Below are 24,035 nucleotides of genomic sequence, written 5' to 3' on the forward strand. Positions count from 1 at the left end.
CAATAAGAGTTCCCTATTCTACCACATAGCCCATTTTTTTGAGCTGATCCTGCATAGAAGTCCAGTTTTTCTGCACCACGACCTCCAAGCGCAAAAACACTTTTTTTTGGATAAAGCCCTCGATGTTACGGCGTGCCTCCTGCCCGATTTTTTTCACCACCGCCCCGCCCTTGCCGATCACCATTTTTTGCTGGCTCTCTTTAGCCACGATGATCTGGGCTTGGATTTTCTCGATATGTTCTTGCTCTTGCACGGCTTTTACCAAAACCGCACTCTCATAGGGGATTTCATCGCTTAAGAACTTAAAAATCTGCTCTCTAATGATCTCGGCGTAAATCTCACGCATTTGGATGTCGCCGAGCATGTCCGGGTCGTAGTAAAAGGGGGCGTTAGGTAAAAGTTTTACCACTTCATCTAGTAGGGCGTTTAAATTGCGCCCCTTTTGTGCGCTGATGGGGATCAACGCCTTAAAGTGCTGGCTATAGGGCGTGTAGTCTTTGAGCTTGGCTAAAACTTGAGCGTTTGTGGCGGTGTCTATTTTGTTTAGGGCTAATAAATGGGGCTTGCTTGCACTCCTCCATTTTAAAAACTCCTCATAGGCTTTTAAAGAGTCGTGTATCCCCGCCACAAACACCGCCAAATCGCAAGCCTCAAAGGCACTATGGCTCTGCGCCACCATTGCCCTATTTAAAAGTTTCTCTTGGGTGCATAGCCCGGGGGTGTCTAAAAACACCATTTGGCACTCCGCACCGGTTTTATCAGTGTAAGGGATAATGGCTTTTAGGATTTTACGCGTGGCGTTCGCCTTGTGCGAAGTGAGGGCTAAACGCGCCCCCAAAAGGGCGTTGATTAAAGTGCTTTTGCCGGCGTTTGGTTGCCCGATTAAGGCAATAAATCCCGCCTTTGTCATAGGATAAAGCGGGCTAAATCCACATCCTCCACAAGGTCTTTAAGCTTGTCGCTCACTTGCTCTTTGGACACCACGACTTGTTGCCCGCTGTAGCTTGTGGCGTTAAAACTAATGTCCTCAAGCACCTTTTCTAAAGTCGTGTGTAGTCGGCGTGCCCCAATGTCCTCTGTCTTTTGGTTAGCTAAATACGAAAGGCGGGCTAATTCCCTTAGCGCCTCTGGCTCAAAGACCAAATCCACACCCTCCACCTGCAACAAGGCTTGGTATTGCTTGATGATCGAGCTTTTTGTCCGGGTTAAAATCTCGTGCATGATCTCCTCGCTCAAGCTCTCTAGTTCCACCCTTAGGGGGAAGCGTCCTTGCAACTCGGGGATCAAGTCGCTAGGCTTACTCAAATGAAACGCCCCGGCGGCAATGAATAAAATATGATCGGTGCTAAGTGCCCCATACTTCGTCTGTATCGTGCTGCCCTCCACAATGGGGAGCAAATCTCGTTGTACGCCCTCTTTGCTGGGGTCTTGCCGCCCGCCCTCTTTGCTGCTCACGGCGATTTTATCAATCTCATCAATGAAAATCACCCCACACTGCCTTGCCCTCTCTAGCCCCTCTCTTTGCACTTTCTCCATGTCTAAAATGGCTTGGGACACATCGTGGCGCAGGGCATCTTTAGCTTCTTTGATCGTCATCTCTTTAGTAACTTTCTCTGTGCCCTTGCTTAAAATCTTTGTCAAGCTCTCTTGTACTTTAATGATCTCAGGGGGGACATTAAAATCCCCCTCCAAGCTGCGTTTGTCTAGCTCAATTTCGATCTTTTGGTTGTCTAGGGCAGTGCCCCGCACCTTTTCTTTAGTTTTTTCAAAGTTTAGGGCGTACTCCTCTTTTTTGGTGTCGCTCACGCTGCTAGGCAAGGGGGGCAAGAGTTTTTTAGCGATGCGCTCGATCACCAAATCCTCGATCTTGCTTTGGTTCTTTTGCTTCTCTTCAGTTTCCACCAAATGCACGCTTGCAGCGACCAAGTCGCGCACCATCGACTCCACATCCCGCCCCACAAAGCCCACTTCGGTGTACTTGCTCGCCTCCACTTTGACAAAGGGCAACCCCATCATCTTAGCCATACGCCGCGCGATCTCGGTTTTACCCACGCCCGTAGAGCCGATCATCAAAATGTTTTTAGGCGTAACCTCCTCTTGGATTTCTTTGGGCAGTTGCAACCGCCGCCAGCGGTTACGCAAAGCAATGGCGATCATCTTTTTAGCGTCTTGCTGCTGGATAATGTAGCCATCCAAATACTCCACAATCTCTTGTGGGGTTAAGTTTAACTTCTGTGGGTCTTGCATTAAAGCTCCAAGATTTTAATGTTTTGGTTCGTGTAAATGCAAAGATTGCCCGCAATTTTTAGCGACTCTTCAACTAAGGCTCTAGGCTCTAGGGTGGCGAATTTATCTAAAGCCCTAGCGGCACTTAAAGCATAGTTGCCCCCACTGCCAATCGCTGCGATCTTGCCATCTTCAGGCTCAACCACATCGCCCGTGCCGCTTAAGATAAAAATAGATTGCTTGTTTAGCACAATCATCATCGCCTCCAAGCGGCGTAAAAACTTGTCCTTACGCCACTCTTTGCTAAAATCTACGACACTTTTAAACAAATCCCCTTTTTTGCCCTCCAAAATCCGCTCAAACATGTCAAACAAACTAAACGCATCGGCGGTGCTGCCCGCAAACCCGCTTAAGATTTGCCCGTGGTGCAGGGTGCGTATTTTCGTGGCGTTGCCCTTTAAGACGCAATTATTGAAACTCACTTGCCCGTCTCCGCCGATAATGGCGTAATCCTTGTCCTCAAAATGCGTTTTATAGCCTAAAATGGTGGTGGCGTGAAACATCGCTACTCAGCCACCACATCCACTTTTAACACGCCATGCACGCCGTGCCCTAATTTCACCTCAATTTCATAAAGCCCCGTGCTTTTAATGGGGGTTTTGAGCTCTAGGGTCTTTTTGTCTAGCTCAATGGGGTGGCTGGCTTGCAGGGCATCGATGACTTCCTCTTTGGTGATTGAGCCAAAGAGCGCGCCATTAGCCCCGACTTTTTTGGTGATTTTAAGCGTGATTTGCTCTAGAGTTTTGGCTAGGGCTTCTTTGTCGGCTAAATCTTGTGCCTCTTGTTCAGCGCGTTTTTTAGCGGTGGCTTTAAATTGGCGGATCACATCGTTAGTCGCTAGTTTAGCTAAACCTTTGGCGAGCAAAAAGTTATTGCCATAGCCATCCTTCACGCTCACAACTGCGCCTGCCTTGCCTAAATTTTTCACATCTTTTAACAATAAAACTTGCATGAAAATCCTTTGAGTTTGGTTTAAAAAACCCCCCATTATAGAGCCACTAGGTTTAAAATGCCTTTAACGCAAACTAGGGTCTAGGGGCAGGAACAAACGCCCATAATTGGGGTTTGTCCGCAAAAGTTTTTCTTTAAAAATCCCGTAATTGTCGCACCCCGATTGTAAGCCATAGTTACACACATAGGAGAACAAATCTAACGCCCTTTGGTCGTTTTGGGGCACGCCCAAGCCCTTTTGATAAAGCACGCCTAAATTATTACAGCTGGAGAGATTGCCCCCTTCACAAGCCTTTTGGAAATATTTGGCGGCGTAAAAGTTATTCTTAGGCACGCCCTCCGTGCCCTTGGTGTAAATCCAACCCAAATTGGCGCAGCCTTGAATGTCGCCGGCATTGCAGGCTAGATAGTTCAAATCCACATCGCTCAGTTTCGCCTTGTCAATGCCATAGATATTTTTAACATTGCTCATCAAGCCCAAATTATAACAGCCCAAATCGCTCCCATTTTCGCAAGCGTATTTGTAATAGTCTAGGGCTTTGTAATAATTTTTAGGCACGCCCACGCCATTGGCATACATCCACGCCAAATTATTGCACGCCAAGACACTGCCCCCCGAGCAACCCACGGCATAGAGTTGCGCAGCTTTTTCTTTATCATCGGGGGTGGGGTTTTGTTTGTAGTCGTAGGTTTGGGCTAAGTCTGCGCACGCACTCGCATCCCCCCCACTGCAGCCTAGCTCATAGTAGCGGGTGGCTTTTTCTGGGTCTGTCTGTATCCCCACGCCATTGGCATACATCGTGCCCACCGCAAAGCACCCGGCAGGGTTGCCCTGATCGCAGGACTTGACAAAGAGCCGAAACGCACTTTTATAATCCGCCGCCTTAATCGCCGCTATGCCCGCACTCAAAGCGTCTTGGGCGAGAGTGGGGGGGGTTAAGCGGTCGTTCATGGGTGGTTGTGTGCGTGGGGGTGGCGTGCCGGGAGTGGTGGGGGCAAAGCGGGTAGGGGGTTGGGCGGGTTGTGCTTGGGCGGAAGGGGTGTTTTGGGAGGGCGCATTTTGCGTCCCTTGCATGTTTTGCGCCCCTTGGGTCGTTGCACCTTGTGGGGTGTTCCCTGCCGCCACTAAAAAGCCCAAAAATGCCAAAAATGCCAAAAACAATTTAGCACGCATAACGCCCCCTAGTGGTGTAAATTCGTGTTGAGCGGTATGTGCCGCTTGCTTGCCAGCGCACACATCTTGCCATTTTGGCTATTTTGCCTAAAGTGCAAGCCATTTAGCCCCGACAGCTCTGCCCCCTTGTAAAGCCCGCTCTCTTTAGGCTTAAAGCCGGGGTTCATCTCTTGCAATTTCTCTAAGTCTTTGGGGGCGATTTCAAAGATTGTCCCGGCTAAAACCCCAATCCCGGCATCTAAAATACACCCATCGCCTAGGCTTATGCCAAGCACTGAGTTAGCCCCAAGTAAGCAGTTTTTGCCTATGCTAATGGGCTCACTATTGCCTCCACTCAGCACACCTAAAACGCTTGCCCCGCCGCCTATGTCCGTGCCCTCGCCCACCATCACCGAAGAGCTGATCCGCCCCTCGTTCATGCACGCCCCCTCCACGCCGGCGTTAAAGTTAATGTAACTGGCTCCGGGCATTTGGGTGTAACCGCCCTTGCCAAGATATGCTCCAAAGCGTGCCTTAGCGCTGTCCAGCAGGCGGATATTATCCACTTGGGGTAAAACTTGCATGAGATAGCGGGGGAATTTGTCTATGAAGTCAATGGACGGGTAGCTGCCATGCACCTTTAGGGCGATCTCTTGTGTGCGTAAATACTCCAACTCGTAAGCAATGTTGCCACTCCAAGCCACATTAGGCAATAGCCCAAAAATGCCCTCTAAGTTTAAACTTCTTAAAGGGGCTTTGCCTAGAGATAGGGCTAAGAGTTTCATATAGACGCTCTCTAGGCTTTGGCAGGGCTTGTCCTCATAAAGCAGCACAAAATGGTAATTGTAAAGCTGTTCTTGTTTGGGGCTCTGGCTGTATAACTGGGCGCGTTGCAATTCTAAGAGCACTTGGATATTGGGGTGCTTGTGTGCCCCCAAACTCTCGGCTAAAAAGGGCTTAAACAACTCTAAGGCTTTTTGGATAAAGGCGACATCCACCCCATAAACGGCTTCGCTTACAGATTCGCTTAAAGGCGGGGCGGACTTGCTCGCCTCTTTAAACACCGCATACGCCCCCAATGCCTCGCCCCAATTTAGCACGGGATAGGTGGCGCATAAGGGCTTGCCTGTGTGTTGCCCGTGCTGGATTTTGGCGATCCCAAAGGCTAGGGGCTTTTTATAGTCGGGGGAGTTTTGGAAGTCATCGACAAAGCGTTTAAAGTTTTGCATGGTTGTCCTCGTGTTGGTGTTGTGTGGCTAATTCTTGCACTTCTTTAACAAAGGTTTCTAGGAGCTGGTCTTCGGGAAGTTTGTGGATCACCTGCCCTTTTTTGATAATCAAGCCGCTTTTCTTGCCAAAGGCGATCGCAATGTCGGCGTGCTTGGCTTCGCCTAGAGCATTCACCACACAGCCCATCACGCTCACATCTAAGGGGATTTTAATGTGGGCCAATCTTTGCTCCACCTGTGCCATTAAAGCGACTAAATTAGACTCAATGCGTCCGCAAGTCGGGCAAGAAATAAAGGTGATCCCCTCTTTTTGCCGTCCGCTGTAACGCAAAATCGCCTTAGCGACTTTAATCTCTTCTTCAAGCTCCCCTGTGATCGACACCCTAATGGTGTCCCCGATCCCTTCTCTCAACAAATGCCCTAAAGCCATCGCGCTTTTAATGCTGGAGTGAAACAAGCTGCCTGCTTCAGTAACGCCTAAGTGAAAAGGATAAGGCGTTAGGGGGCGTAACTTCTCGTAAGCTTGGATTGTCCGCTCCACATCGCTCGCCTTTAAAGAGACTTTGATATTGCTAAAGCCCACATCTTCTAAAAGCTTAATGTTATAAAGGGCAGATTGCACCATGCCCTCTGGCGTTGCCCCGTATTTGAGCTCAAAGGGCTTTTCTAAACTCCCCCCATTCACCCCGATTCGAATAGGTAAATTACGCTCATTGCACGCTTTAGCCACCGCTCTAATGTTTTCGACTGCGCCGATATTGCCCGGATTGATGCGGATCGCATCCACGCTTTCAGCGGCGATTAGGGCCAAATGGTGGTGGAAGTGTATGTCGGCGATTAAAGGCAAACTGGCGACTTTTTTAAGCTCTTTTAGGGCGTTTGCGTCCTTTTTATGACGCACCGCCACCCGCACAAAGTCAGCCCCCGCAAGCTTCAAGCGATCGATTTGTGCCTTTGTGGCTTGTATGTCGCAGGTTTGGCTGTAGGCCATGCTCTGCGTGCTGATGGGGGCATTGCCCCCTATGGGGGTGGAGCTGATAAAAATTTGCTTTGTGGCAAAACGAGGGCGCATGCTTTAAGTCCTTTGCATAAAGGGCGAGTTTAACCTAAAATGCATGAGATAGAGCTAAAGGGCGGGCAAGACTTGTAGGCAAAAATGGGTGAAGGGGCAAGCTTGCCAAGCCTGCTTGCCACAAGTCCCCTTTAAGGTGGTGTTGATTGTAATAACCCACACATGAAGGGGGCTTGGCATGCCCTTTAAAAGCAAGGGCAGGGCGTGCTCTAATTGCTCTGGGGTTGGAAAGGGGCTGGGGATACATAGGTATTTTTCAGCTACTAAAAAGGCGTTGTAGTGGCAAGAAATTTGCGTTACGCCAAAGTGGCGGATTAATTCTAAAGCAAGCATGTTTTCAAACACGGGGGGCAGGGGGTGGGTGTAGCTAAAGGCGTAGGGCAGAGAAAAATCGTAAAAGTAGAGTTTAGGGCGGGTTGCCTTAAAGCTAGCTAGGCTTAAAAGGGTGTGGCTTGCTTGCAAAAAGGCGATGAAGGCATAAAGGTGGTCTTTGGAGATTTTTAGGCTCTTTTTAAGCTGGGTGTAAAGGTGGTGGGTGCTTAGGCTTCTAGCTTGATAAGGCAGCAGGGCTTTAAATAGGGGGGCTTTGTCTTTAAAAGCTAGGGCGTAAAGGGCTTGTTTTTTAAGGGCGATTTCATTTGGGAGGCAAAAGAGCAGTTCGGGCAAATTGCCTTCTTTTAAAAAACGGGCTAGCAGTGTCTCTGGCTCTTTCTTGTGAAAGCGCACAAACTCGGCAAAACTTAAAGGCAAAATGGCTTGGGTTTTAAAGCCTTTGGGGGGGGTTTGGGGCGTGCTTTGGATTAAAATTGTGGGGGTGTTTAAGGGGGGCATGGGGGGTGTGGGGTGCTTCAAAATGAGTAAATCCACGCTTTTATCTTGGCAAAATAAAGGCAGGGCTTTAAAAAGCTCGGCTAAGTTTAAGCGTTCATCCGTGCAATCCACAAACATGGGGCGTTTGTAGTTAGCGGCGTTTAGTAGGGCTAAAGAGCTCTTGCCTGCCTTCACGCCCCCATAAAGTAAGGTGTTGGGCTTGATTAAAATATCTCTAGGTTTGAGATTTTTGGCTTGCAGGGGGTTTTCTAAAAGGCTCTCTAGCATGGGATAGGGCATGTTTAAATTCTAGTATATTTATCCTTATAAGAAGGATAAAATTAAAAGGGCAAGTTACGCTAAATGGGGGCTTTTGCCTTGACTTGTGGGCGTTTTTAGCCTATAATCAAGGCTTTTAAATTTGCTAAGGATTTTAATGGAAAAAATACGACTCAAGCTCAAAGCCTACGATCATAGGGTTTTGGATCGTTCGGTGGTGGCGATTGTGGAAGCGGTCAAACGCTCTGGCTCAGAGATCAGGGGCCCCATCCCCCTACCCACAAGAAACAGGCGTTACACGGTGCTGCGCTCCCCTCATATCAACAAAGACTCTAGAGAGCAGTTTGAAATACGGGTACATAGCCGTTTGATCGACATCATGGCCGCCACCCCTGAAACCGTGGATAGCCTGATGAAATTAGATTTAGCCCCTGAAGTGGATGTAGAAGTTACTTCAATGGAGGCGAAGTAACGCTTCAAACGCAATTTTTATTGGAGAGTAAATGGAATACCTAGTGCAGAAAATTGGAATGAGCCGTGTTGTGGGTGCAAACAGCACGCCCGTAACCTTGCTGAAAATCCTAGATAGCAAGGTCTGTGAGGTCAAAGAGGGCGGACAACTTCTAGTCGCCTACCCCCTACATAAAACCCACAACAAAGCCATTGCCGGGCAACAAAAAAAGTATAACTTGAGTGCAGAGTTCAACCACTTTGCGACTTTGCAAGGGCAGGCACAAGACTTGGGCGATTTGAGCTTAGAGCCTTTAGAAAACGCCGCCCGTATTAAAGCCACCTTTTACACTAAGGGGCGTGGCTTTAGCGGCGCGATGAAACGCTGGAACTTTCAAGGGGGCCCAGCCGCACATGGCAGCCGCTTTCACCGCCGGCTAGGCTCTATTGGTAACAGAGAGTGGCCCGGACGCGTGCAAAAAGGCAAGAAAATGGCAGGGCATTATGGCAATGAGAAGGTTACATGCCATAACGAAGTCCTGTCTTTTAACAAAGAGAGCAAAATTTTGGTGCTGAAAGGTTCTGTGGCCGGCTACAGCGGAGCGTATGGCAGGATCAGCATCCAGAAAGGGAAGTAATGAAAGCAAGAGTCTTAGACCAGCAGTGTCAAGAAGTCGGGCAATTAGATTTGCCCGAGCGCTTCAAGGACATTAAAGAGCACAATCTTTATTTATACATTAAACACTACCGCGCCCTAGCCCGTGCCAACACCGCCAAGAGCAAAAACCGCGGCGAAGTGAGTGGGGGCGGACGCAAACCTTGGAATCAAAAAGGCGGCGGACGCGCAAGGGCAGGCAGCATCACTTCTCCCGTGTTTGTGGGGGGGGGTGTGAGCCACGGGGCGACCAACAACCGCAACTACGATCTCAAGATCAACAAAAAGCAAAAAAGACTCGCTTTAGAATACGCCCTAGCCCAAAAAGCCCTAAATCATAACTTGGTGGTGGTGGATCAAATCGACATCCCCAGCAAGAAAACTAAGGACGCAAGTGCCTTTGTGAAAAACCTAGGCTTTAGAGATGTCCTACTCATCACAAGGGCATTAGATGAGGGCAATTATTTAGCCTTTAGGAATCTCAAAAATTGCTACTTGCTTGAAACGAGCGAAGTGAATGCCTATTGGATCGCCGCCTTTGGGGCAGTGGTGGTGGAAAAAGCCGCCTTTGAGGCGCTCATCAAAGCACATGAAGGAGAATGAGAATGGCAGACATCACAGACATCAAATCCATTCTTTACACCGAAAAATCCCTATCCATGCAAGAAAATGGGGTGATTGTGGTGCAAACCACAATGGGTGTCAGCAAAAACCAGCTCAAGGCGATCTTTAAAGATTACTTTGGCTTCGTGCCTTTAAAAATCAATTCACTCAGGCAAGAGGGCAAGGTGAAACGCTTTAAGGGCAGAATGGGGCAACGCAATGGCTATAAAAAGTTCTATGTCAAAGTCCCCAAAGACGCAAACATCACCGCTTTGAGCGCATAAGGACAGAATATGGCGATTAAAACCTACAAACCCTACACCCCCAGCCGCCGCTTTATGAGCGGCTTAAGCTCAAGCGACATCACCGCTAAAGCGAGCGTGAAAAAACTTTTAGTCAAACTCCCCGCCCACGCCGGACGCAACAACCAAGGGCGGATCACCAGCCGCCACAAAGAAGCAGGGGCGAAAAAGCTTTATCGAATCATTGACTTCAAACGCAATAAATTCGGCATTGAGGGCAAGGTGGCGGCGATCGAATACGACCCTTACCGCAACTCAAGGATTGCGCTCATCGTGTATCCAGACGGCGATAAACGCTACATTTTACAGCCCAGTGGCTTGAAAGTGGGCGACATTGTGATCGCAGCTGAGGGCGGGCTAGACATCAAACCCGGCTTTGCCATGAAACTTAGAAGTATCCCCATTGGTACCATCGTGCATAACATTGAAATGCACCCCGGGGCTGGCGGACAGCTGGCTAGAAGTGCGGGCATGAGCGCACAAATCATGGGGCGTGAGGATAAATACACCATCTTACGCATGCCCAGTGGCGAAATGCGTTATATTTTGAGCGAGTGCATGGCGAGCATTGGCGTGGTGGGCAATGAGGACTTCATCAACACCAACATCGGTAAAGCCGGACGCAACCGCCACAGAGGCATTAGGCCACAAACTAGGGGCTCTGCCATGAACCCAGTCGATCACCCCCATGGCGGTGGTGAGGGTAAAACGGGCTCTAGCGGACACCCCGTATCGCCTTGGGGCACTCCAGCTAAAGGCTATAAAACCAGACGCAAAAAAGCAAGCGATCGCTTGATCATTTCACGCAAGAAAGGCAAATAATGGGAAGGTCAATTAAAAAAGGTCCTTTTGTGGATAAGCACCTGATGGACAAGACTCTCAAACACAAAGCCAAAAAAGACAATCGCCCCATTAAAACATGGTCAAGAAGAAGCACCATTCTCCCCGACATGATTGGGCTGACCTACAATGTGCATAATGGGCGTATCTTTATCCCTGTTTATATCACAGAAAACCATGTGGGCTATAAACTGGGCGAATTTGCCCCCACAAGGACTTTTAAGGGGCATAAAGGCACCGTGCAAAAAAAGATAGGTAAATAACATGGCACAACAACACACAAAGGAAAGCAAATGAGTAGGGCAACCCTTAGATACACCCGACTATCCCCCACCAAGGCAAGGCTGCTCGCTAGACAAGTGCAAGGCATGAACGCCGAAGTGGCGATCGCCCGTTTAGAATTCACCCCCAACAAAGCCGCCCGCATGCTCTCAAGGGTGATCAGCGCAGCGGTTTATAATGGCGGGCATGACTCCAAAGAAGTGGAAGTTTTAAGCTGCCGTGTGGATGCAGGTCCCGTGTTAAGAAGACACATGCCAAGAGCTAGAGGGCGTGCCACTTCCATTAGAAAGCCCACCGCACACATTCTAGTTGAAGTGGGCAAGGGAGGGCAAAACTAAATGGGACAAAAGGTCAATCCTATTGGTTTAAGATTAGGCATTAACCGCAACTGGACTTCTCGCTGGTTTCCTAGCAGCAATGTGGCGGTGGCAAACATTGAAGAAGACTACCGCATCCGCAAATTCCTTAAAAAAGAGCTTTACTACGCTGGCGTGAGCGAGATTTTGATCGAAAGGGCGGCGAAAAAATTACGCATCACTGTGGTGGCGGCGCGCCCTGGGCTCATCATTGGCAAAAAGGGCGTGGATATTGAGAAAATCAAAACTTCTTTGAAAAATTTGATTAAGAAAGAAATTGCGGTCAATATCAAAGAAGTTAAACGCCCCCAAGCGGACGCACAACTTTGCGCCGAGAATGTGGCGACACAATTAGAAAAACGGGTCGCCTTTAGACGCGCCATGAAAAAAGTCATGCAAACCGCCATGAAATCTGGGGCACGGGGGATTAAAGTGAGGGTGTCTGGGCGTTTAGCCGGGGCAGAGATCGCGCGCACTGAGTGGTATATGGAGGGACGCGTCCCCTTACACACTCTAAGGGCTAAAATTGACTACGGCTTTGCCGAAGCCTTTACCGTGTATGGCAATATAGGCGTGAAAGTGTGGATCTTTAAAGGCGAAGTTTTACACAAGGGTATCCAAGCCGAAAAACACGAAGAAAATGAAGAACGCGCCCCTAGAGCGCGCACTAGAAGAGGGAGAGAATAGCCATGTTGATGCCTAAAAAGACCAAATACCGCAAACAAATGAAAGGGCGCAACCGGGGTAAGTCTTACCGCGGTGCGAGCCTTGCCTTTGGCGACATCGGCATTAAAGCCATTGAGCATGGACGGATCGACTCACGCCAAATTGAAGCCGCTAGGGTGGCGATGACCCGCCACATTAAAAGGGCGGGTAAGGTGTGGATCAGGGTCTTCCCCGATAAACCCCTCACCGCTAAACCCCTAGAAACGAGGATGGGTAAGGGTAAGGGCTCTGTAGAAAAATGGGTGATGAATATTAAGCCCGGACGCATTGTCTATGAAATGCTAGGCATTGAAGAGGGCTTGGCCAGAGAGGCTTTGACTTTGGCGCAAAGGAAGTTGCCTTTCAAAACCAAAATTGTGACTAGAGAGAGTGAAAATGAAGTTTACTGAGTTGAAAGACAAGGATACAAAGCAACTACAAGAGTTGCTGAAATCCAAGAAGTTGGAGCTTTTTGAATTGCGGGTGAAGTTGAAAACCATGCAGCTGAGCAAGCCTAGTGAAATCCGTGCGGTGCGTAAAGACATTGCCCGCATTTCTACGGCTCTAAACGCCCTTAAGGCTTAATGATGGAACAGAAACAAGCCCATAAACGCACCATACAGGGCAAGGTGGTACGCCGCATCGATGCATGCAGTGTGGTGATTTTGGTGGAACGCAAAGTCGTGCATCAAAAATACCATAAAATTGTCAAACGCTTTAAGAAATACACCATCGACGATCGCCAAAACAAGGCAGAAGTCGGGGATTTCGTGAGCGCGATTGAGTGTAGGCCGGTGTCTAAAACCAAAACCTTTGCACTCAAAGAAATCGTCATTAAGGGAGTGTAAATGATCCAAAGTTTCACTAGGTTAGTGGTGGCAGACAACAGCGGTGGCAAAGAGATCATGTGCATTAAAGTCTTGGGGGGCAGCCATAGGCGTTATGCCAGCGTAGGCGATGTGATCGTGGCTTCTGTGAAAAAAGCGATCCCCAATGGCAAGGTGAAAAAAGGGCAGGTGGTGAAAGCCGTGATTGTCCGCACCAAAAAAGAAGTGCAACGCCCCAATGGCTCTTTGATTCGCTTTGATGACAATGCGGCGGTGATCTTAGATGCCAAAAAAGATCCCATCGGCACACGCATTTTTGGTCCCGTGAGCCGTGAAGTGCGTTACGCAAACTTCATGAAAATCATTTCTTTGGCTCCGGAGGTGCTTTAATGCAGATTAAAAAAGGCGACTTGGTGAAGGTCATTGCCGGGGACGACAAGGGCAAAGTGGGCAAGGTGTTGGCGGTTTATCCTAAAAAATCTATGGTGGTTGTGGAGGGGTGCAAAATTGTGAAAAAAAGCATGAAGCCTACGGACGACAACCCCAAAGGCGGGTATCTCTCTAAAGAAATGCCCATGCATATCTCGAATGTGAAAAAAGAAGAGGAGTAGGCGTATGTATGGCTTGAAAAGCTTCTATGAGAAAGAAGTGAAGGGTAAATTAGCCGAAGAGCTAAACATTAAAAACCCCATGTTGCTCCCTAAAATCGAAAAAATCGTTTTGAGTGTGGGGGCGGGGGCTTATGCCAAAGACATGAAAATCATGCAAAACATCGCCCAAACCCTTTCTTTGATCGCCGGGCAAAAGGCGGTCATCACGATGGCGAAAAAGTCCGTGGCGGGCTTTAAAATCCGCGAACGCATGGCGGTGGGGGTGAAGGTTACCTTACGCAACAAAGTCATGTATAACTTCTTAGAAAAGTTGATCGTGATCGCTTTGCCTAGGGTGAAGGACTTTAGGGGCGTGTCTAAAAGCGGCTTTGATGGGCGGGGCAATTACGGCTTTGGGCTAAACGAACAGCTCATTTTCCCCGAAGTGGTCTATGACGACATCATGGTAACCCACGGGCTCAACATCGCCATCATCACTTCGACAAACAGCGACAAGGAGGCATTTAAGTTGTTAGAATTACTTGGAATGCCATTTGCGAAAGGACGCTAATGGCTAAAAAATCAATCATTGCAAAAACCCGCCGCAAACCTAAATTTAAAGTGCGTGGCTACACCCGTTGCAACATCTGCGGGCGTTCCCACTCCGTGTATCGCGATTTTGGCTTGTGCCGGGTGTGTTTGCGTAAAATGGGCAATGAGGGCTTGATCCCCGGCCTTAGAAAAGCTAGTTGGTAAGGGGATAACATGGTTAATGACATTGTGGCAGATTCTCTAACACGCATCCGCAACGCGAGCATGCGGCGTTTGGAGGTTACAGAGCTTTATTACGCCAAAATCGTGGTCTCCATCCTAGAGATTTTTAAAGCAAGGGGCTTCATCAGCAATTTCCACATGGTGGAGAAAGAGGGCAAACCTTTTATCTCTGTGGAGTTGGCGTATGATGAAAAAGGCAAGGCGGTCATCAATGAGATCAAACGCCTAAGCAAGCCCGGCCGTAGGGTGTATCGCCAGTCTAAAGAGTTGAAGCGCTTTAAAAATGGCTATGGTGTGGTGGTGGTGAGCACGAGCAAAGGGGTCATCACCAATGAAGAAGCCTACAAACAAAATGTGGGCGGTGAAGTGCTTTGCAGCATTTGGTAGGGAGAGTGCATGTCAAGAATTGGTAAAAAAATCATCAATATCCCTAGTGGGGTGCAAGTGAGCGTGGAGCACACCAAACTTGTGTTTAAAAACCAAAAAATAAGCCAAGAGCTCGAAACACACGGACGGGTGAAAATCCTTTTAGAGGGCAATACTCTACGCTTTGAGCCCGTGGGTGAAAACGCCCAAGACAAGGCCTTTTGGGGGACTTATGGGGCTTTGGCAAGCAACATCGTAACCGGGCTAGACAAGGGCTTTAGCAAGGTGCTCGAGGTCAATGGCGTGGGCTATAAAGTCGCACTAGGGCATAAGGTTTTAGAGCTAAGCCTAGGCTTTAGCCACCCAGTGAAATACCCCATCCCCGATGGCGTGGATATGGTGGTGGATAAAAACACCATCACCATCAAGGGGAGCAATAAACAGCAAATCGGGCAGATCGCCGCCGACATTCGGGCGTTCCGCCCCCCTGAGCCTTACAAAGGCAAGGGCATTAAATACAAAGACGAAGTGATCATCCGCAAAGCCGGTAAGACCGCTAAGAAATAGGGGATAGCATGACTAAAAATGTGTTAGAAAAGAAAAAAGCCCAACGGGCTAAACGCAAAATGCGGGTACGCTCAAAGGTGTTTGGCACAGAGCAACGCCCCCGCGTAAGCGTCTTTAAATCCAACAAGCACCTTTACGCCCAAGCCATAGACGACAACAACCACAACACCCTAGCCCATGTGGATGGCAAGAAACTAGGCTTTGGCAAGAACATCGAAGACAGCAAGAAAATCGCTACAGAGTTTGCCAAAAGCTTGCAAGCTAAGGGCATCACGCAAGTGGTGTTCGATCGCAATGGGTATTTATACCACGGCGTGGTGGCGGCGTTTGCCGAAACTTTGCGTGAAAACAACATCGCCCTTTAAGGATGGACATGGAGATCAATAGAGAAGAATTTCAAGAAGTCGTGGTGAATATCGGGCGGGTGACGAAGGTCGTCAAAGGGGGCCGGCGCTTTAGATTCAACGCTTTAGTGGTGGTGGGCAATAAAAACGGGCTTGTGGGCTTTGGGCTTGGCAAGGCTAGAGAAGTGCCCGATGCCATTAAAAAGGCGGTCGATGACGCGTTTAAAAACATCATTGAAGTGAAAATTAAAGGCACAACCATCGCGCATGACATCGAGCAAAAATACAACGCGAGCAAAATCCTTTTAAAACCCGCCAGCGAAGGTACGGGCATCATCGCCGGCGGTTCTACCCGCCCTATGATCGAGCTAGCGGGCATTAAAGACATTTTGACGAAGTCTTTAGGGTCTAACAACCCTTACAATGTGGTCCGGGCGACTTTTGACGCTTTGGCAAGAATCAAGGGTTAAGGAGTTTTCATGGCATTAGAAAATTTACGCCCCGCTAAAGGGAGTGTGAAAAACACCAAGCGAGTCGGCAGGGGTCAGGGCTCTGGCATGGGCAAGACTTCCACCCGTGGGGGCAAGGGGCAGACAGCCCGCACCGGCTACAAACAAAAACGCGGCTTTGAGGGCGGGCAACAACCCTTGCAACGCCGCTTGCCTAAAGTGGGCTTTAAAAGCCGCACAAAGGGGCTCACTTATAGCATTAATGTTTCTAAACACCCCGAGATTTTAAAGCTAGAAACCTTGAGTTTGGAGCTGATTAAACAAGTCCATCCCTTCCCAAGCTACATTGAAAAAGTGAAGTTGATAGGCCAAGGGGCAAAAGAGCTAGCCTCTAAAATCCAAGACGAGAGAATCACCACTAGCGGACAAAAATAATGACAAAAGCCATTGCCACTAAGATTTTCATCACACTAGGCTATCTCTTTCTTTACAGGGTTTTAGCCTATGTCCCTATCCCGGGAGTGGATTTGGCAGCCATCAAATCTTTTTTTGACAGCAACTCAAGCAACGCTTTAGGGCTCTTTAATATGTTTAGTGGCAACGCTGTGAGCCGCCTTAGCATCATCTCGCTAGGCATCATGCCCTACATCACCTCTTCGATCATCATGGAGCTTTTAAGCGCCACTTTCCCCAATTTAGCCAAAATGAAAAAAGAACGCGATGGCATGCAAAAATACATGCAAATCGTGCGTTACGCCACGATCGGGATCACCGTGATCCAAGCCGTGAGCGTGTCCTTTGGGCTAAGAAGCATCGGGCATGGGCACAATGGGGCGATCATGGTGCCTATGCAAACTTTCTTGTTGATCGCCACTTTTTCTATGCTTACGGGCACCATGCTTTTAATGTGGATTGGCGAGCAGATCACACAGCGGGGCGTGGGTAATGGCATTAGTTTAATCATCTTTGCTGGGATTGTCTCGGGCATTCCGCACGCCATTGCCGGGACTTTTAACCTAGTCAATACCGGGGTCATCAATGTCTTGGTGTTGATCGGCATTGTGGTGATCGTGTTGGCGACTATTTTTGCAATCATCTATGTAGAATTAGCCGAGCGGCGTATCCCCATCTCTTACGCCCGTAAGGTGGTTATGCAGAATCAAAACAAGCGGATCATGAACTACATCCCCATTAAGTTAAACTTAAGCGGGGTGATCCCCCCCATTTTTGCCTCCGCTCTCTTAGTGTTCCCCTCCACGATTTTACAAGCCTCTTCAAATAAGATTTTGCAAGCCATCGCCGACTTTCTAAACCCCCATGGCTACGCTTACAATATCTTGATGTTTCTACTCATCATCTTCTTTGCCTACTTTTATTCGTCCATTGTGTTTAACGCTAAGGACATTGCGGACAATTTAAAACGCAATGGGGGCTTTATCGCCGGCTTAAGGCCCGGGGAGGGTACGGCGAATTTCTTAAACACCGTGGCAAGCCGGCTCACCTTTTGGGGCTCTTTGTATTTGGCTCTCATCTCTACCTTGCCTTGGATTTTGGTCAAAGCCATGGGCGTGCCTTTCTACTTTGGGGGCACGGCGGTGCTGATTGTGGTGCAAGTGGCGATTGATACCATGAAAAAGATCGAAGCACAGGTGTATATGAGTAAATACAAAACCCTAAGCGCTGTGGGCTTTTAATGGCAATTGCCCTTAGAAACTCTAAAGAACTTGCCCTTTTAGCCAAAGCCGGGCAAGTGGTGGGGCAGACTTTAAAACTCTTGAAAGAAAAAGCTAAGGTTGGGGTGAGCCTACTGGAGTTAGACGCTTTAGCTGAAGAGAATATCCACAAACTGGGGGGCAAGCCGGCGTTTAAGGGGCTGTATGGCTTTCCTAATAGCCTTTGTGTGTCGCTCAATGAAGTGGTGATCCACGGCATCCCCACAGATTATAAACTCCAAGAAGGCGACATTGTGGGGCTGGACTTGGGCGCGTGTGTTGCAGGCTACTTTGGGGACGCGGCGATCACCCTAGCCATCGGGCAAGCCACAGAAAAAGACCAAGCCTTAATCGCTTGTGCCAAAGAGAGCTTATACGCCGCCATTTCTCAGCTTAAAGTGGGCATGCACTTTAAAGAAGTGAGTTTTCTATTAGAGCAAGAGATCACTAAAAGGGGGTTTGTGCCCTTGTTGGACTTTTGCGGGCATGGGATTGGCAAAAGACCACACGAAGAACCGCAAATCCCCAACTACCTAGCCCCACAGGCAAACCCCAAGAGCGGCCCTAAGATCAAAGAGGGCATGGTGTTTTGTCTTGAGCCGATGGTGTGCCAAAAAGAGGGCAATCCTAAAATCTTAAAAGACAAATGGAGCGTGGTTTCCACAGACGGGTTAAACACGAGCCATTACGAACACACCATCGCGATGGTGGGTAAAAAAGCGCAAATTTTAACGGAGGCTTAAAGTGGCAAAAGACGATGTGATCGAGGTGGATGGACGGGTGATCGAGTGTTTGCCTAACGCCACCTTTAAAGTGGAGTTGGAGAACAAACATATCGTGTTGTGCCGGATTTCGGGCAAAATGCGGATGCACTATATCCGCATTGCTCTAGGCGATCGGGTGCGTTTGGAGCTCACCCCCTATAGTTTGGATAAAGGGCGGATCACTTTCCGCTACAAGTGATTAAGTTAGTTCTAACCAAAGATAGTTAGAATAGAAGTTTTGCTTAAGGAGATTTCAATGAAAGTTAGACCTTCTGTTAAGAAAATGTGCGACAAATGCAAGGTCATTAAAAGGCGGGGCGTGATCCGTGTGATTTGCGTTACGCCCAAACACAAACAAAGACAAGGATAGACATGGCACGCATTGCAGGGGTAGATTTACCCAAAAAGAAACGGGTTGAATACGCTTTAACCTACATTTACGGCGTGGGCTTGAAAAGCTCTAGAGACATTCTTGCCAAAGTGCAAATCTCTTTGGATAAAAGGGTGCATGAATTGAGCGAGGACGAAATCTCTAGCATCACCAAAGAAATCCAAGCCAATTATGTCGTGGAGGGGGATTTGCGTAAAAAGGTGCAAATGGACATTAAGGCACTGATGGATTTAGGCAGTTATCGGGGCATCCGCCACCGCAAGGGCTTGCCGGTTCGCGGACAAACCACGAAAAACAACGCCCGCACCCGCAAAGGCAAGAAAAAAACCGTGGGCAGCAAATAAGGGAGCGTGAATGGCAAAACGAGTTGGGACAAAAAAACGCGTTGTTAAAAAGAACATCGCTAAAGGTGTGGTTTATATCTGTGCTTCCTTCAACAACACGAACATCACCATTACAGACGAAATGGGTAATGTCATTTGTTGGGCGACAGCAGGCGGGCTAGGCTTTAGGGGGTCTAAAAAATCCACCCCTTACGCCGCCCAACAAGCCGTAGAGAGCGCGATGATGAAAGCCAAAGAACATGGGCTTAAAGAAGTGGGGATCAAGGTGCAGGGCCCGGGCTCTGGGCGTGAAACCGCCATTAAAAGCGTGGGCAGTGTGGAGGGCATTAAAGTCCTTTGGATTAAGGACATCACCCCCCTAGCGCACAATGGTTGCCGCCCCCCTAAGAGAAGAAGAGTGTAAGGAGCAAGCATGGCAAGATACAGAGGTGCAGTTGAGAAGTTAGAGCGCCGTTTTGGGATTTCTTTAGCCCTAAAGGGCGAGCGACGCTTAAGCGGCAAGAGCGCGTTAGACAAACGCGCCTATGGCCCGGGGCAGCACGGGCAAAGACGGGGCAAAATCTCGGATTACGGCTTGCAATTAAGAGAAAAACAAAAAGCCAAAGCCATGTACGGGATTTCGGAAAAACAATTCCGCTCCATTTTTAGAGAGGCAAACCGCATGGAGGGCAACACGGGGGAGAATTTAGTCCGCTTGTTGGAACGTCGCTTGGACAATGTTGTCTATCGCATGGGCTTTGCCACCACCCGCTCTTTTGCGCGCCAATTAGTTACGCACGGGCATATCTTGGTAGATGGCAAGCGCATGGACATCCCCTCAGCCTTCATCAAGCACGGGCAAAAAATCGAACTGATTGAAAAAAGCAAGGAAAACCCCCAAATTTTACGCTCCATTGAGCTTAGCAAACAAACGGGGATGGTCGCTTGGATTGATGTGGATCAGGATAAAAAATTTGGGATTTTCACCCGCTACCCTGAGAGAGATGAAGTGGCAATCCCCATTGAAGAACGCCTGATTGTTGAACTTTACTCAAAATAGGGGCACGCATGAAAGTGATTAAAACAGCGCCCCATGTCCCCACGGACATCAGCGTTGAGAAAATCAACGACAGGCACATTAAGGTCTGTGTTTCTGCCTTTGAAGCGGGTTATGCCATCACTCTAGCCCACCCTATCCGCCGCTTGCTCTTGCAAAGCTCTGTGGGCTATGCCCCCATCGGCATTAAAATTGAAAATGTCGCCCACGAGTTCGACTCCGTGCGGGGCATGGCTGAAGATGCCGCCCTTTTCATCGCCAACCTTAAAAACATCCGCCTAGTGGGGCAGGCAAAAAACCCTGACGAGCAACTTGTGGTGCATTACTCTTTTAAAGGCCCCGCTAAACTTTGCGGCAAGCATTTAGAAACTGAGGGCGTAGAAGTGGTGGATAAAGAAGCCTACTTAGCCACCATCAACGAGGATGTGCAACTAGACTTCGCTTTAATCATCCAAAGGGGCATGGGCTATGTGCCTAGTGAGAGCATCCGCGGGCTTATCCCTAGCGATTACATCCCCCTAGATGCTTACTTCACCCCCATTAGAAAAGTCGTCTATAACATTGAAAACATGCTTGTGGATGGCAACCCCAATTTTGAGCGGGTGGTGTTTGACATCGAAAGCGATGGGCAGGTCGATCCACAAATCGCCTTCCAAGAGGCGATCAAAACCATGCACGCCCAAATGCATATTTTCAGCACCAGCATGGCACACTCCAAATCTTACGCTCTAGAGGACAACCTAGAGGTGAAAGAGCTTGTACGCAAGGTGGAGGATTTGGATTTAAGCGCTAGGTGCTTTAATTGCCTAGATAAAATCGGGATCAAATACATCGGGGAGCTTGTGCTGATGGACGCTTACGAGCTTAAGGGCATTAAAAATCTAGGCAAGAAGTCCTACGATGAGATCGCTGAAAAATTAGAACAACTCAAATACCCCGTGGGGCAAGAACTCTCCCCTGAGTTTAAAGCATCGCTCAAAGCACGGATCGATAAATTAAAAAGTGAGGACAATTAATGCGTCACCAAAATCGTTTTAGAAAACTAGGCCGTACAAGTGCCCACAGAAAGGCACTTTTAAAAAACCTAGCCATCGCCCTAATCACGCATGGCAAGATTGAAACAGGGGTTTGCAAAGCCAAAGAATTGCAAAGCTACATTGAAAAGCTAGTAACAGCGGCCAGAATTGGGGACTTCAACGCCCACCGCTATGTCTTTGCCTATTTGCAAAACAAAGAAGCCACCCATAAACTTGTTACAGAAGTTGCCCCCAAGTATGCCGAACGTAAAGGGGGCTACACCAGCATCCACAGAAGTGCCCTAAGAAGAGGAGACGCGTCTGTGCTCGCCCAAATCGCCTTTGTTTAATGGAGTTTCTAGGCTTTCTAGCTATTTTAATCGTGGCAGGGATTTTACTTTTTAAACCTGCCCTAGAGAAACTCGCTTTCTCTATCTTTGTGGGGGCGTGGCTTGTAGAAATCGCCATGTTCGCCGCCCACACTTCTACGCTTTTGCCTAATATGAATTTATAACCCCCAAGCCTTTTAGGCTTCAAACTTTACTTTTCTTTAACCCCTTTAACCCCTTGTCTTTTCTCCCCACTCTAAGCTTTAGCCCTCTTACATTTTTGTTACAAAACTCCACTTTTTATTTTTGTTTTTACTCTTTGCGGACGGATCGCTTGACAGGGGGGGGGGGGGGTAGAATATCATCGTAAATATTTTAAAAATGAGGAGTTGGTATGTTTTTAGGCGCGTTAAATGCAGAGGAGAAAAAGGCGTTCTTGCAAATCGCCCACCATTTTGCATGGAGCAATGACGACTTTTCGGATGCACAAAAAGAAGTGATCGCGACTTATTGCTTAGAAATGCAAATTGAGGACATTGACTACAAGGCGGATCAATTTGACTTGAAAGCCACACTGGGGGTTTTTAAACAAAAGGAGCACCAAAAAATCGTGTTACTTGAAACAATGGCACTAGCCATGGCAGATCGCTTAACTCACTTGGAGGCTCTACATGAGGGTGAAAGGGCGGTTTTAGACACCATGATCCAAAGCTTTGGACTAAAGCCCAATTTAGCTAGGATTTACGCCGACTGGACTAAGGCAATGTTGGTGCTCACCGATCAAGGTAAAAATCTCATTGCACTTTAACATGGGCTATCCTTGTACCATTTGTGGGGCATGTTGCCGCAATATCGGGGGGGTGAAAGAGCTTGCCGCCTTTGATTTAGGCAATGGGGTGTGTCGCCACTTAGATCAACAAACCCAGCGGTGTTTAATCTATGAAAACCGCCCCCAGATTTGTAGGGTGGATGAAATGTATGAAAAGGTGTTTTACCAACACTACAACCTAGAGGAGTTTTACGCCCTAAATCTCAAGGCTTGTCAAATGTTGCAGGAAAAAGAGGGGGTAAAGTCCCTACATGAGCCTGATGATTAATCTTTAAAGAAGGAGAAAGTTATGTATTTGCGCAATGATGATTTTTGGCAAAATGATGATGAGATGGAAGAAAACCAAACCTATAAACAGGGCATGCGTGGCTTAAAGAGGATTTTAAATGGAGGGAAATCACATGCTCGACCGTCCAATCCCTCACCAAATGCCAATCCGTTTAATGACGACCCTTTTTGGGATGCCAAGATCAGTGTAGAAGTCACCACGACTGATGGCAAGTTTCTCAGGAAATTTAACTTCTTTGCTAGAGACACTAATCGTCCTCTAAAAAAGACAGAGGCTGAGGTGTTATTTGGAGACACGGCTTTTGAGAGCATGGTAGATCACCACTCTAATAGGTTGCCAAACAACCAAACACCTTCAAAATGGTCAGGTTTCTTTAAAAACATCTTGCCCAGCTGGATGAAAAAATAGAGTAAGGAGAACGCATGCCTTTGCCATTTATTTTAGGGGCAGCAGCCCTAGCACTTGCGGGTTATGGGGCTAAAAAAGGGGTCGATGCCTACAAAGACACCAAAGAGGCAGAAGATTTACACGATCGAGCACAAAGCCGTTATAGAAGGGCTGAAAGAGAGCTCAAAGAGGAACAAGAGGGGGCACAAAGGGCTTTTGAAAGTCTAGGGGCATTGCAAGAAAGGATTGTCAACACCTCGTTGGAGCGTTTCAAAGAGATTGTCGATAAACTTAAAATCAGCAACGACACGAGTTGGCAAGACATACTCAGTAAGGAGAGTTTGCAACATTTGGTGAGTGTGCGCAACGCCATTGTAGATTTAGGGACAGCGTTAAGCTCTGTCATGGGTTCTGCCACAGCGGGGGCGATGGCGGGGTTTGGGGCTTGGGGGCTTGCTGGCTTAGTGGGGAGTGCTTCTACGGGTACGGCTCTTAGTGCTTTAGGCGGGGCGGCTGCCACAAACGCCACGCTTGCTTGGTTTGGTGGAGGTTCTTTGGCGGCTGGAGGGCTTGGCATGGCTGGAGGGGCTTGGGTTTTAGGGGGGATTGTGGCTGCCCCCGTCATTGCGGTGGCGGCTTCTGTTTTTGCGAGCAAGGCAGAAGAGAGAAAATACAATGCTCAAAGTTATTACAGTAGTGTGCGTGCAGTGTGTGAATGCATGCAAGCCGAGGGGCTCACTTGGCAAAACATTGCTTGCAAAGCCCAAGAGAAGGAATACAGTTTGGGTAATTTAGACACCGCTTTTCAAGGAGTCTTGGATATTGTTGAGGGATGTATGCAAGCCAAGGGGCTTGATGCGGATGCTTGGAGCAAAGAGGAAAAGCTCCAAGTACAAACCCTCATGCAACAAGCAGAAACCATCACCATCGCCATCAGTGCCCCCCTCATGCACGATGAAGAGCCCTTGACCCAAGAGCTCAAACACCACCAGCAAAAATGTAAAGAGTTGATGCAAGACATCCAAATGAGATGGGGTTGAACAAGGAG

The 24,035-nt window shown here is 48.3% G+C and carries 42 protein-coding genes; 34 read left to right on the forward strand and 8 right to left on the reverse strand.

The window, feature by feature from the left end; genetic code table 11:
- Window positions 1-13 precede the first annotated feature (13 nt).
- The 8 genes from era to QSJ47_RS00920 form a co-directional block, all read right to left on the reverse strand.
- Window positions 14-910 (reverse strand): GTPase Era, encoded by an 897-nt coding sequence (era, locus tag QSJ47_RS00885; protein ID WP_221271825.1) that lies wholly within the window; start codon window positions 908-910, stop codon window positions 14-16.
- Complete coding sequence (gene hslU, locus QSJ47_RS00890) at window positions 907-2,247, reverse strand: ATP-dependent protease ATPase subunit HslU (protein ID WP_221271827.1); 1,341 nt, start codon at window positions 2,245-2,247, stop codon at window positions 907-909. Before hslU ends, era begins: the two co-directional genes overlap by 4 nt.
- Window positions 2,247-2,789: an ATP-dependent protease subunit HslV gene (gene hslV / locus QSJ47_RS00895; protein WP_221271829.1), complete on the reverse strand. Its 543-nt coding sequence runs from the start codon at window positions 2,787-2,789 to the stop codon at window positions 2,247-2,249. The genes hslU and hslV overlap by 1 nt, the downstream gene beginning before the upstream one ends.
- Before the next feature lie 2 nt (window positions 2,790-2,791).
- Window positions 2,792-3,238 (reverse strand): 50S ribosomal protein L9, encoded by a 447-nt coding sequence (gene rplI, locus QSJ47_RS00900; RefSeq protein ID WP_221271831.1) that lies wholly within the window; start codon window positions 3,236-3,238, stop codon window positions 2,792-2,794.
- 63 nt (window positions 3,239-3,301) lie between these two features.
- On the reverse strand, window positions 3,302-4,312 hold the full coding sequence (locus QSJ47_RS00905; RefSeq protein WP_285602354.1) for a tetratricopeptide repeat protein: 1,011 nt from the start codon (window positions 4,310-4,312) through the stop codon (window positions 3,302-3,304).
- A 107-nt stretch (window positions 4,313-4,419) separates the two neighbouring features.
- A complete protein-coding gene (locus QSJ47_RS00910; RefSeq protein ID WP_285602137.1) occupies window positions 4,420-5,619 on the reverse strand; it encodes a 2,3,4,5-tetrahydropyridine-2,6-carboxylate N-succinyltransferase in 1,200 nt (399 codons plus the stop codon).
- The gene (gene ispG / locus QSJ47_RS00915; protein WP_221271835.1) at window positions 5,606-6,691 is read right to left on the reverse strand and encodes a flavodoxin-dependent (E)-4-hydroxy-3-methylbut-2-enyl-diphosphate synthase; all 1,086 of its coding nucleotides are present in this window, start codon (window positions 6,689-6,691) and stop codon (window positions 5,606-5,608) included. The genes QSJ47_RS00910 and ispG overlap by 14 nt, the downstream gene beginning before the upstream one ends.
- A 54-nt stretch (window positions 6,692-6,745) precedes the next feature.
- Complete coding sequence (locus QSJ47_RS00920) at window positions 6,746-7,801, reverse strand: ATP-binding protein (protein ID WP_285602138.1); 1,056 nt, start codon at window positions 7,799-7,801, stop codon at window positions 6,746-6,748.
- Window positions 7,802-7,937: 136 nt separating this feature from the next.
- Between QSJ47_RS00920 and rpsJ the strand changes: the two genes are divergently transcribed.
- The 34 genes from rpsJ (at window position 7,938) to QSJ47_RS01090 (ending at window position 24,027) form a co-directional block, all read left to right on the forward strand.
- Window positions 7,938-8,252 (forward strand): 30S ribosomal protein S10, encoded by a 315-nt coding sequence (gene rpsJ / locus QSJ47_RS00925; protein ID WP_015106554.1) that lies wholly within the window; start codon window positions 7,938-7,940, stop codon window positions 8,250-8,252.
- Between the two features lie 31 nt (window positions 8,253-8,283).
- Window positions 8,284-8,868: a 50S ribosomal protein L3 gene (gene rplC / locus QSJ47_RS00930; protein ID WP_221271843.1), complete on the forward strand. Its 585-nt coding sequence runs from the start codon at window positions 8,284-8,286 to the stop codon at window positions 8,866-8,868.
- Window positions 8,868-9,488, forward strand: coding sequence for a 50S ribosomal protein L4 (rplD, locus tag QSJ47_RS00935; protein WP_221271845.1), 621 nt, complete (start codon window positions 8,868-8,870; stop codon window positions 9,486-9,488). Before rplC ends, rplD begins: the two co-directional genes overlap by 1 nt.
- A 2-nt stretch (window positions 9,489-9,490) precedes the next feature.
- Window positions 9,491-9,772, forward strand: coding sequence for a 50S ribosomal protein L23 (locus QSJ47_RS00940; RefSeq protein WP_053829906.1), 282 nt, complete (start codon window positions 9,491-9,493; stop codon window positions 9,770-9,772).
- A 9-nt stretch (window positions 9,773-9,781) separates the two neighbouring features.
- Window positions 9,782-10,612: a 50S ribosomal protein L2 gene (gene rplB, locus QSJ47_RS00945; protein ID WP_285602139.1), complete on the forward strand. Its 831-nt coding sequence runs from the start codon at window positions 9,782-9,784 to the stop codon at window positions 10,610-10,612.
- Window positions 10,612-10,893 (forward strand): 30S ribosomal protein S19, encoded by a 282-nt coding sequence (gene rpsS / locus QSJ47_RS00950; RefSeq protein ID WP_053827988.1) that lies wholly within the window; start codon window positions 10,612-10,614, stop codon window positions 10,891-10,893. Before rplB ends, rpsS begins: the two co-directional genes overlap by 1 nt.
- Window positions 10,894-10,923: 30 nt before the next feature.
- Window positions 10,924-11,250, forward strand: coding sequence for a 50S ribosomal protein L22 (rplV, locus tag QSJ47_RS00955; RefSeq protein WP_053830718.1), 327 nt, complete (start codon window positions 10,924-10,926; stop codon window positions 11,248-11,250).
- Window positions 11,251-11,955 carry a 30S ribosomal protein S3 gene (gene rpsC / locus QSJ47_RS00960; RefSeq protein WP_285602140.1) on the forward strand — a complete coding sequence of 235 codons (705 nt, stop codon included), beginning with the start codon at window positions 11,251-11,253 and terminating at the stop codon, window positions 11,953-11,955.
- Window positions 11,956-11,957: 2 nt separating this feature from the next.
- Window positions 11,958-12,383, forward strand: a complete 426-nt coding sequence (gene rplP, locus QSJ47_RS00965; RefSeq protein ID WP_221271848.1) for a 50S ribosomal protein L16 — start codon at window positions 11,958-11,960, stop codon at window positions 12,381-12,383.
- Window positions 12,370-12,558 carry a 50S ribosomal protein L29 gene (gene rpmC, locus QSJ47_RS00970; protein ID WP_053827985.1) on the forward strand — a complete coding sequence of 63 codons (189 nt, stop codon included), beginning with the start codon at window positions 12,370-12,372 and terminating at the stop codon, window positions 12,556-12,558. The genes rplP and rpmC overlap by 14 nt, the downstream gene beginning before the upstream one ends.
- A gap of 2 nt (window positions 12,559-12,560) precedes the next feature.
- On the forward strand, window positions 12,561-12,821 hold the full coding sequence (gene rpsQ / locus QSJ47_RS00975) for a 30S ribosomal protein S17 (RefSeq protein ID WP_053827984.1): 261 nt from the start codon (window positions 12,561-12,563) through the stop codon (window positions 12,819-12,821).
- The gene (gene rplN, locus QSJ47_RS00980) at window positions 12,822-13,190 is read left to right on the forward strand and encodes a 50S ribosomal protein L14 (protein WP_015106543.1); all 369 of its coding nucleotides are present in this window, start codon (window positions 12,822-12,824) and stop codon (window positions 13,188-13,190) included. It abuts the gene before it with no gap.
- Window positions 13,190-13,411 (forward strand): 50S ribosomal protein L24, encoded by a 222-nt coding sequence (gene rplX / locus QSJ47_RS00985; RefSeq protein ID WP_053827983.1) that lies wholly within the window; start codon window positions 13,190-13,192, stop codon window positions 13,409-13,411. The genes rplN and rplX overlap by 1 nt, the downstream gene beginning before the upstream one ends.
- A 4-nt stretch (window positions 13,412-13,415) precedes the next feature.
- The gene (rplE, locus tag QSJ47_RS00990; protein ID WP_221271849.1) at window positions 13,416-13,961 is read left to right on the forward strand and encodes a 50S ribosomal protein L5; all 546 of its coding nucleotides are present in this window, start codon (window positions 13,416-13,418) and stop codon (window positions 13,959-13,961) included.
- Complete coding sequence (locus tag QSJ47_RS00995; protein ID WP_015106540.1) at window positions 13,961-14,146, forward strand: type Z 30S ribosomal protein S14; 186 nt, start codon at window positions 13,961-13,963, stop codon at window positions 14,144-14,146. The genes rplE and QSJ47_RS00995 overlap by 1 nt, the downstream gene beginning before the upstream one ends.
- Before the next feature lie 9 nt (window positions 14,147-14,155).
- On the forward strand, window positions 14,156-14,551 hold the full coding sequence (rpsH, locus tag QSJ47_RS01000; protein ID WP_053827980.1) for a 30S ribosomal protein S8: 396 nt from the start codon (window positions 14,156-14,158) through the stop codon (window positions 14,549-14,551).
- A 9-nt stretch (window positions 14,552-14,560) separates the two neighbouring features.
- Complete coding sequence (gene rplF, locus QSJ47_RS01005; protein WP_221271850.1) at window positions 14,561-15,097, forward strand: 50S ribosomal protein L6; 537 nt, start codon at window positions 14,561-14,563, stop codon at window positions 15,095-15,097.
- Between the two features lie 8 nt (window positions 15,098-15,105).
- Complete coding sequence (gene rplR / locus QSJ47_RS01010) at window positions 15,106-15,462, forward strand: 50S ribosomal protein L18 (RefSeq protein WP_221271851.1); 357 nt, start codon at window positions 15,106-15,108, stop codon at window positions 15,460-15,462.
- A gap of 8 nt (window positions 15,463-15,470) precedes the next feature.
- Window positions 15,471-15,911 (forward strand): 30S ribosomal protein S5, encoded by a 441-nt coding sequence (rpsE, locus tag QSJ47_RS01015; RefSeq protein ID WP_015106535.1) that lies wholly within the window; start codon window positions 15,471-15,473, stop codon window positions 15,909-15,911.
- A 9-nt stretch (window positions 15,912-15,920) separates the two neighbouring features.
- Window positions 15,921-16,325, forward strand: a complete 405-nt coding sequence (gene rplO / locus QSJ47_RS01020; protein ID WP_221271853.1) for a 50S ribosomal protein L15 — start codon at window positions 15,921-15,923, stop codon at window positions 16,323-16,325.
- Window positions 16,325-17,584, forward strand: coding sequence for a preprotein translocase subunit SecY (gene secY / locus QSJ47_RS01025; protein WP_221271856.1), 1,260 nt, complete (start codon window positions 16,325-16,327; stop codon window positions 17,582-17,584). The genes rplO and secY overlap by 1 nt, the downstream gene beginning before the upstream one ends.
- Window positions 17,584-18,345, forward strand: a complete 762-nt coding sequence (gene map / locus QSJ47_RS01030) for a type I methionyl aminopeptidase (RefSeq protein ID WP_221271857.1) — start codon at window positions 17,584-17,586, stop codon at window positions 18,343-18,345. Before secY ends, map begins: the two co-directional genes overlap by 1 nt.
- Before the next feature lies 1 nt (window position 18,346).
- Entirely contained in the window at window positions 18,347-18,565 is a 219-nt protein-coding gene (infA, locus tag QSJ47_RS01035) for a translation initiation factor IF-1 (protein WP_013890401.1), read from the forward strand.
- A 57-nt stretch (window positions 18,566-18,622) separates the two neighbouring features.
- Entirely contained in the window at window positions 18,623-18,736 is a 114-nt protein-coding gene (gene rpmJ, locus QSJ47_RS01040) for a 50S ribosomal protein L36 (RefSeq protein ID WP_006016749.1), read from the forward strand.
- Window positions 18,737-18,738: 2 nt separating this feature from the next.
- On the forward strand, window positions 18,739-19,101 hold the full coding sequence (gene rpsM, locus QSJ47_RS01045; protein WP_053829179.1) for a 30S ribosomal protein S13: 363 nt from the start codon (window positions 18,739-18,741) through the stop codon (window positions 19,099-19,101).
- Between the two features lie 10 nt (window positions 19,102-19,111).
- Complete coding sequence (rpsK, locus tag QSJ47_RS01050) at window positions 19,112-19,504, forward strand: 30S ribosomal protein S11 (RefSeq protein WP_221271859.1); 393 nt, start codon at window positions 19,112-19,114, stop codon at window positions 19,502-19,504.
- Window positions 19,505-19,513: 9 nt separating this feature from the next.
- Entirely contained in the window at window positions 19,514-20,140 is a 627-nt protein-coding gene (rpsD, locus tag QSJ47_RS01055) for a 30S ribosomal protein S4 (protein WP_285602141.1), read from the forward strand.
- A gap of 8 nt (window positions 20,141-20,148) precedes the next feature.
- Window positions 20,149-21,153 (forward strand): DNA-directed RNA polymerase subunit alpha, encoded by a 1,005-nt coding sequence (locus QSJ47_RS01060; RefSeq protein WP_285602142.1) that lies wholly within the window; start codon window positions 20,149-20,151, stop codon window positions 21,151-21,153.
- On the forward strand, window positions 21,153-21,503 hold the full coding sequence (gene rplQ, locus QSJ47_RS01065) for a 50S ribosomal protein L17 (protein ID WP_221271863.1): 351 nt from the start codon (window positions 21,153-21,155) through the stop codon (window positions 21,501-21,503). The genes QSJ47_RS01060 and rplQ overlap by 1 nt, the downstream gene beginning before the upstream one ends.
- Window positions 21,503-21,667, forward strand: coding sequence for a hypothetical protein (locus QSJ47_RS01070; protein WP_221271865.1), 165 nt, complete (start codon window positions 21,503-21,505; stop codon window positions 21,665-21,667). The genes rplQ and QSJ47_RS01070 overlap by 1 nt, the downstream gene beginning before the upstream one ends.
- Before the next feature lie 209 nt (window positions 21,668-21,876).
- A complete protein-coding gene (locus QSJ47_RS01075) occupies window positions 21,877-22,290 on the forward strand; it encodes a hypothetical protein (protein ID WP_221271867.1) in 414 nt (137 codons plus the stop codon).
- Between the two features lies 1 nt (window position 22,291).
- Window positions 22,292-22,579: a YkgJ family cysteine cluster protein gene (locus QSJ47_RS01080; protein WP_285602143.1), complete on the forward strand. Its 288-nt coding sequence runs from the start codon at window positions 22,292-22,294 to the stop codon at window positions 22,577-22,579.
- A gap of 21 nt (window positions 22,580-22,600) precedes the next feature.
- Entirely contained in the window at window positions 22,601-23,008 is a 408-nt protein-coding gene (locus QSJ47_RS01085; protein WP_285602144.1) for a hypothetical protein, read from the forward strand.
- 14 nt (window positions 23,009-23,022) lie between these two features.
- Window positions 23,023-24,027 (forward strand): hypothetical protein, encoded by a 1,005-nt coding sequence (locus QSJ47_RS01090; RefSeq protein WP_285602145.1) that lies wholly within the window; start codon window positions 23,023-23,025, stop codon window positions 24,025-24,027.
- Window positions 24,028-24,035 lie beyond the last annotated feature (8 nt).

Source organism: Helicobacter sp. NHP22-001, assembly GCF_030270165.1.
GTDB lineage: Bacteria > Campylobacterota > Campylobacteria > Campylobacterales > Helicobacteraceae > Helicobacter > Helicobacter gastrofelis.

Bases quoted from the DNA above. Each gene is read 5' to 3' on its own strand.
- QSJ47_RS01075 (WP_221271867.1), top strand. From the start codon at position 21,877: ATGTTTTTAGGCGCGTTAAATGCAGAGGAGAAAAAGGCGTTCTTGCAA.
- rplE (WP_221271849.1), top strand. From the start codon at position 13,416: ATGTATGGCTTGAAAAGCTTCTATGAGAAAGAAGTGAAGGGTAAATTA.
- QSJ47_RS00995 (WP_015106540.1), top strand. From the start codon at position 13,961: ATGGCTAAAAAATCAATCATTGCAAAAACCCGCCGCAAACCTAAATTT.
- rplB (WP_285602139.1), top strand. From the start codon at position 9,782: ATGGCGATTAAAACCTACAAACCCTACACCCCCAGCCGCCGCTTTATG.
- QSJ47_RS00920 (WP_285602138.1), bottom strand. From the start codon at position 7,801: ATGCCCTATCCCATGCTAGAGAGCCTTTTAGAAAACCCCCTGCAAGCC.
- QSJ47_RS01060 (WP_285602142.1), top strand. From the start codon at position 20,149: ATGAAAGTGATTAAAACAGCGCCCCATGTCCCCACGGACATCAGCGTT.
- rplX (WP_053827983.1), top strand. From the start codon at position 13,190: ATGCAGATTAAAAAAGGCGACTTGGTGAAGGTCATTGCCGGGGACGAC.
- QSJ47_RS01070 (WP_221271865.1), top strand. From the start codon at position 21,503: ATGGAGTTTCTAGGCTTTCTAGCTATTTTAATCGTGGCAGGGATTTTA.
- rplI (WP_221271831.1), bottom strand. From the start codon at position 3,238: ATGCAAGTTTTATTGTTAAAAGATGTGAAAAATTTAGGCAAGGCAGGC.
- hslV (WP_221271829.1), bottom strand. From the start codon at position 2,789: ATGTTTCACGCCACCACCATTTTAGGCTATAAAACGCATTTTGAGGAC.
- rplN (WP_015106543.1), top strand. From the start codon at position 12,822: ATGATCCAAAGTTTCACTAGGTTAGTGGTGGCAGACAACAGCGGTGGC.
- rpmC (WP_053827985.1), top strand. From the start codon at position 12,370: ATGAAGTTTACTGAGTTGAAAGACAAGGATACAAAGCAACTACAAGAG.
- secY (WP_221271856.1), top strand. From the start codon at position 16,325: ATGACAAAAGCCATTGCCACTAAGATTTTCATCACACTAGGCTATCTC.
- rpsK (WP_221271859.1), top strand. From the start codon at position 19,112: ATGGCAAAACGAGTTGGGACAAAAAAACGCGTTGTTAAAAAGAACATC.
- rpsC (WP_285602140.1), top strand. From the start codon at position 11,251: ATGGGACAAAAGGTCAATCCTATTGGTTTAAGATTAGGCATTAACCGC.
- rplV (WP_053830718.1), top strand. From the start codon at position 10,924: ATGAGTAGGGCAACCCTTAGATACACCCGACTATCCCCCACCAAGGCA.
- rplP (WP_221271848.1), top strand. From the start codon at position 11,958: ATGTTGATGCCTAAAAAGACCAAATACCGCAAACAAATGAAAGGGCGC.
- rpsH (WP_053827980.1), top strand. From the start codon at position 14,156: ATGGTTAATGACATTGTGGCAGATTCTCTAACACGCATCCGCAACGCG.
- rpsD (WP_285602141.1), top strand. From the start codon at position 19,514: ATGGCAAGATACAGAGGTGCAGTTGAGAAGTTAGAGCGCCGTTTTGGG.
- rpmJ (WP_006016749.1), top strand. From the start codon at position 18,623: ATGAAAGTTAGACCTTCTGTTAAGAAAATGTGCGACAAATGCAAGGTC.
- QSJ47_RS00910 (WP_285602137.1), bottom strand. From the start codon at position 5,619: ATGCAAAACTTTAAACGCTTTGTCGATGACTTCCAAAACTCCCCCGAC.
- rpsE (WP_015106535.1), top strand. From the start codon at position 15,471: ATGGAGATCAATAGAGAAGAATTTCAAGAAGTCGTGGTGAATATCGGG.
- rplC (WP_221271843.1), top strand. From the start codon at position 8,284: ATGGAATACCTAGTGCAGAAAATTGGAATGAGCCGTGTTGTGGGTGCA.
- QSJ47_RS01080 (WP_285602143.1), top strand. From the start codon at position 22,292: ATGGGCTATCCTTGTACCATTTGTGGGGCATGTTGCCGCAATATCGGG.
- rplO (WP_221271853.1), top strand. From the start codon at position 15,921: ATGGCATTAGAAAATTTACGCCCCGCTAAAGGGAGTGTGAAAAACACC.
- rplD (WP_221271845.1), top strand. From the start codon at position 8,868: ATGAAAGCAAGAGTCTTAGACCAGCAGTGTCAAGAAGTCGGGCAATTA.
- rplQ (WP_221271863.1), top strand. From the start codon at position 21,153: ATGCGTCACCAAAATCGTTTTAGAAAACTAGGCCGTACAAGTGCCCAC.
- ispG (WP_221271835.1), bottom strand. From the start codon at position 6,691: ATGCGCCCTCGTTTTGCCACAAAGCAAATTTTTATCAGCTCCACCCCC.
- hslU (WP_221271827.1), bottom strand. From the start codon at position 2,247: ATGCAAGACCCACAGAAGTTAAACTTAACCCCACAAGAGATTGTGGAG.
- QSJ47_RS01090 (WP_285602145.1), top strand. From the start codon at position 23,023: ATGCCTTTGCCATTTATTTTAGGGGCAGCAGCCCTAGCACTTGCGGGT.
- QSJ47_RS00940 (WP_053829906.1), top strand. From the start codon at position 9,491: ATGGCAGACATCACAGACATCAAATCCATTCTTTACACCGAAAAATCC.
- era (WP_221271825.1), bottom strand. From the start codon at position 910: ATGACAAAGGCGGGATTTATTGCCTTAATCGGGCAACCAAACGCCGGC.
- rpsJ (WP_015106554.1), top strand. From the start codon at position 7,938: ATGGAAAAAATACGACTCAAGCTCAAAGCCTACGATCATAGGGTTTTG.
- QSJ47_RS01085 (WP_285602144.1), top strand. From the start codon at position 22,601: ATGTATTTGCGCAATGATGATTTTTGGCAAAATGATGATGAGATGGAA.
- map (WP_221271857.1), top strand. From the start codon at position 17,584: ATGGCAATTGCCCTTAGAAACTCTAAAGAACTTGCCCTTTTAGCCAAA.
- rpsS (WP_053827988.1), top strand. From the start codon at position 10,612: ATGGGAAGGTCAATTAAAAAAGGTCCTTTTGTGGATAAGCACCTGATG.
- QSJ47_RS00905 (WP_285602354.1), bottom strand. From the start codon at position 4,312: ATGCAAGGGACGCAAAATGCGCCCTCCCAAAACACCCCTTCCGCCCAA.
- rpsM (WP_053829179.1), top strand. From the start codon at position 18,739: ATGGCACGCATTGCAGGGGTAGATTTACCCAAAAAGAAACGGGTTGAA.
- rplR (WP_221271851.1), top strand. From the start codon at position 15,106: ATGACTAAAAATGTGTTAGAAAAGAAAAAAGCCCAACGGGCTAAACGC.
- rpsQ (WP_053827984.1), top strand. From the start codon at position 12,561: ATGGAACAGAAACAAGCCCATAAACGCACCATACAGGGCAAGGTGGTA.
- rplF (WP_221271850.1), top strand. From the start codon at position 14,561: ATGTCAAGAATTGGTAAAAAAATCATCAATATCCCTAGTGGGGTGCAA.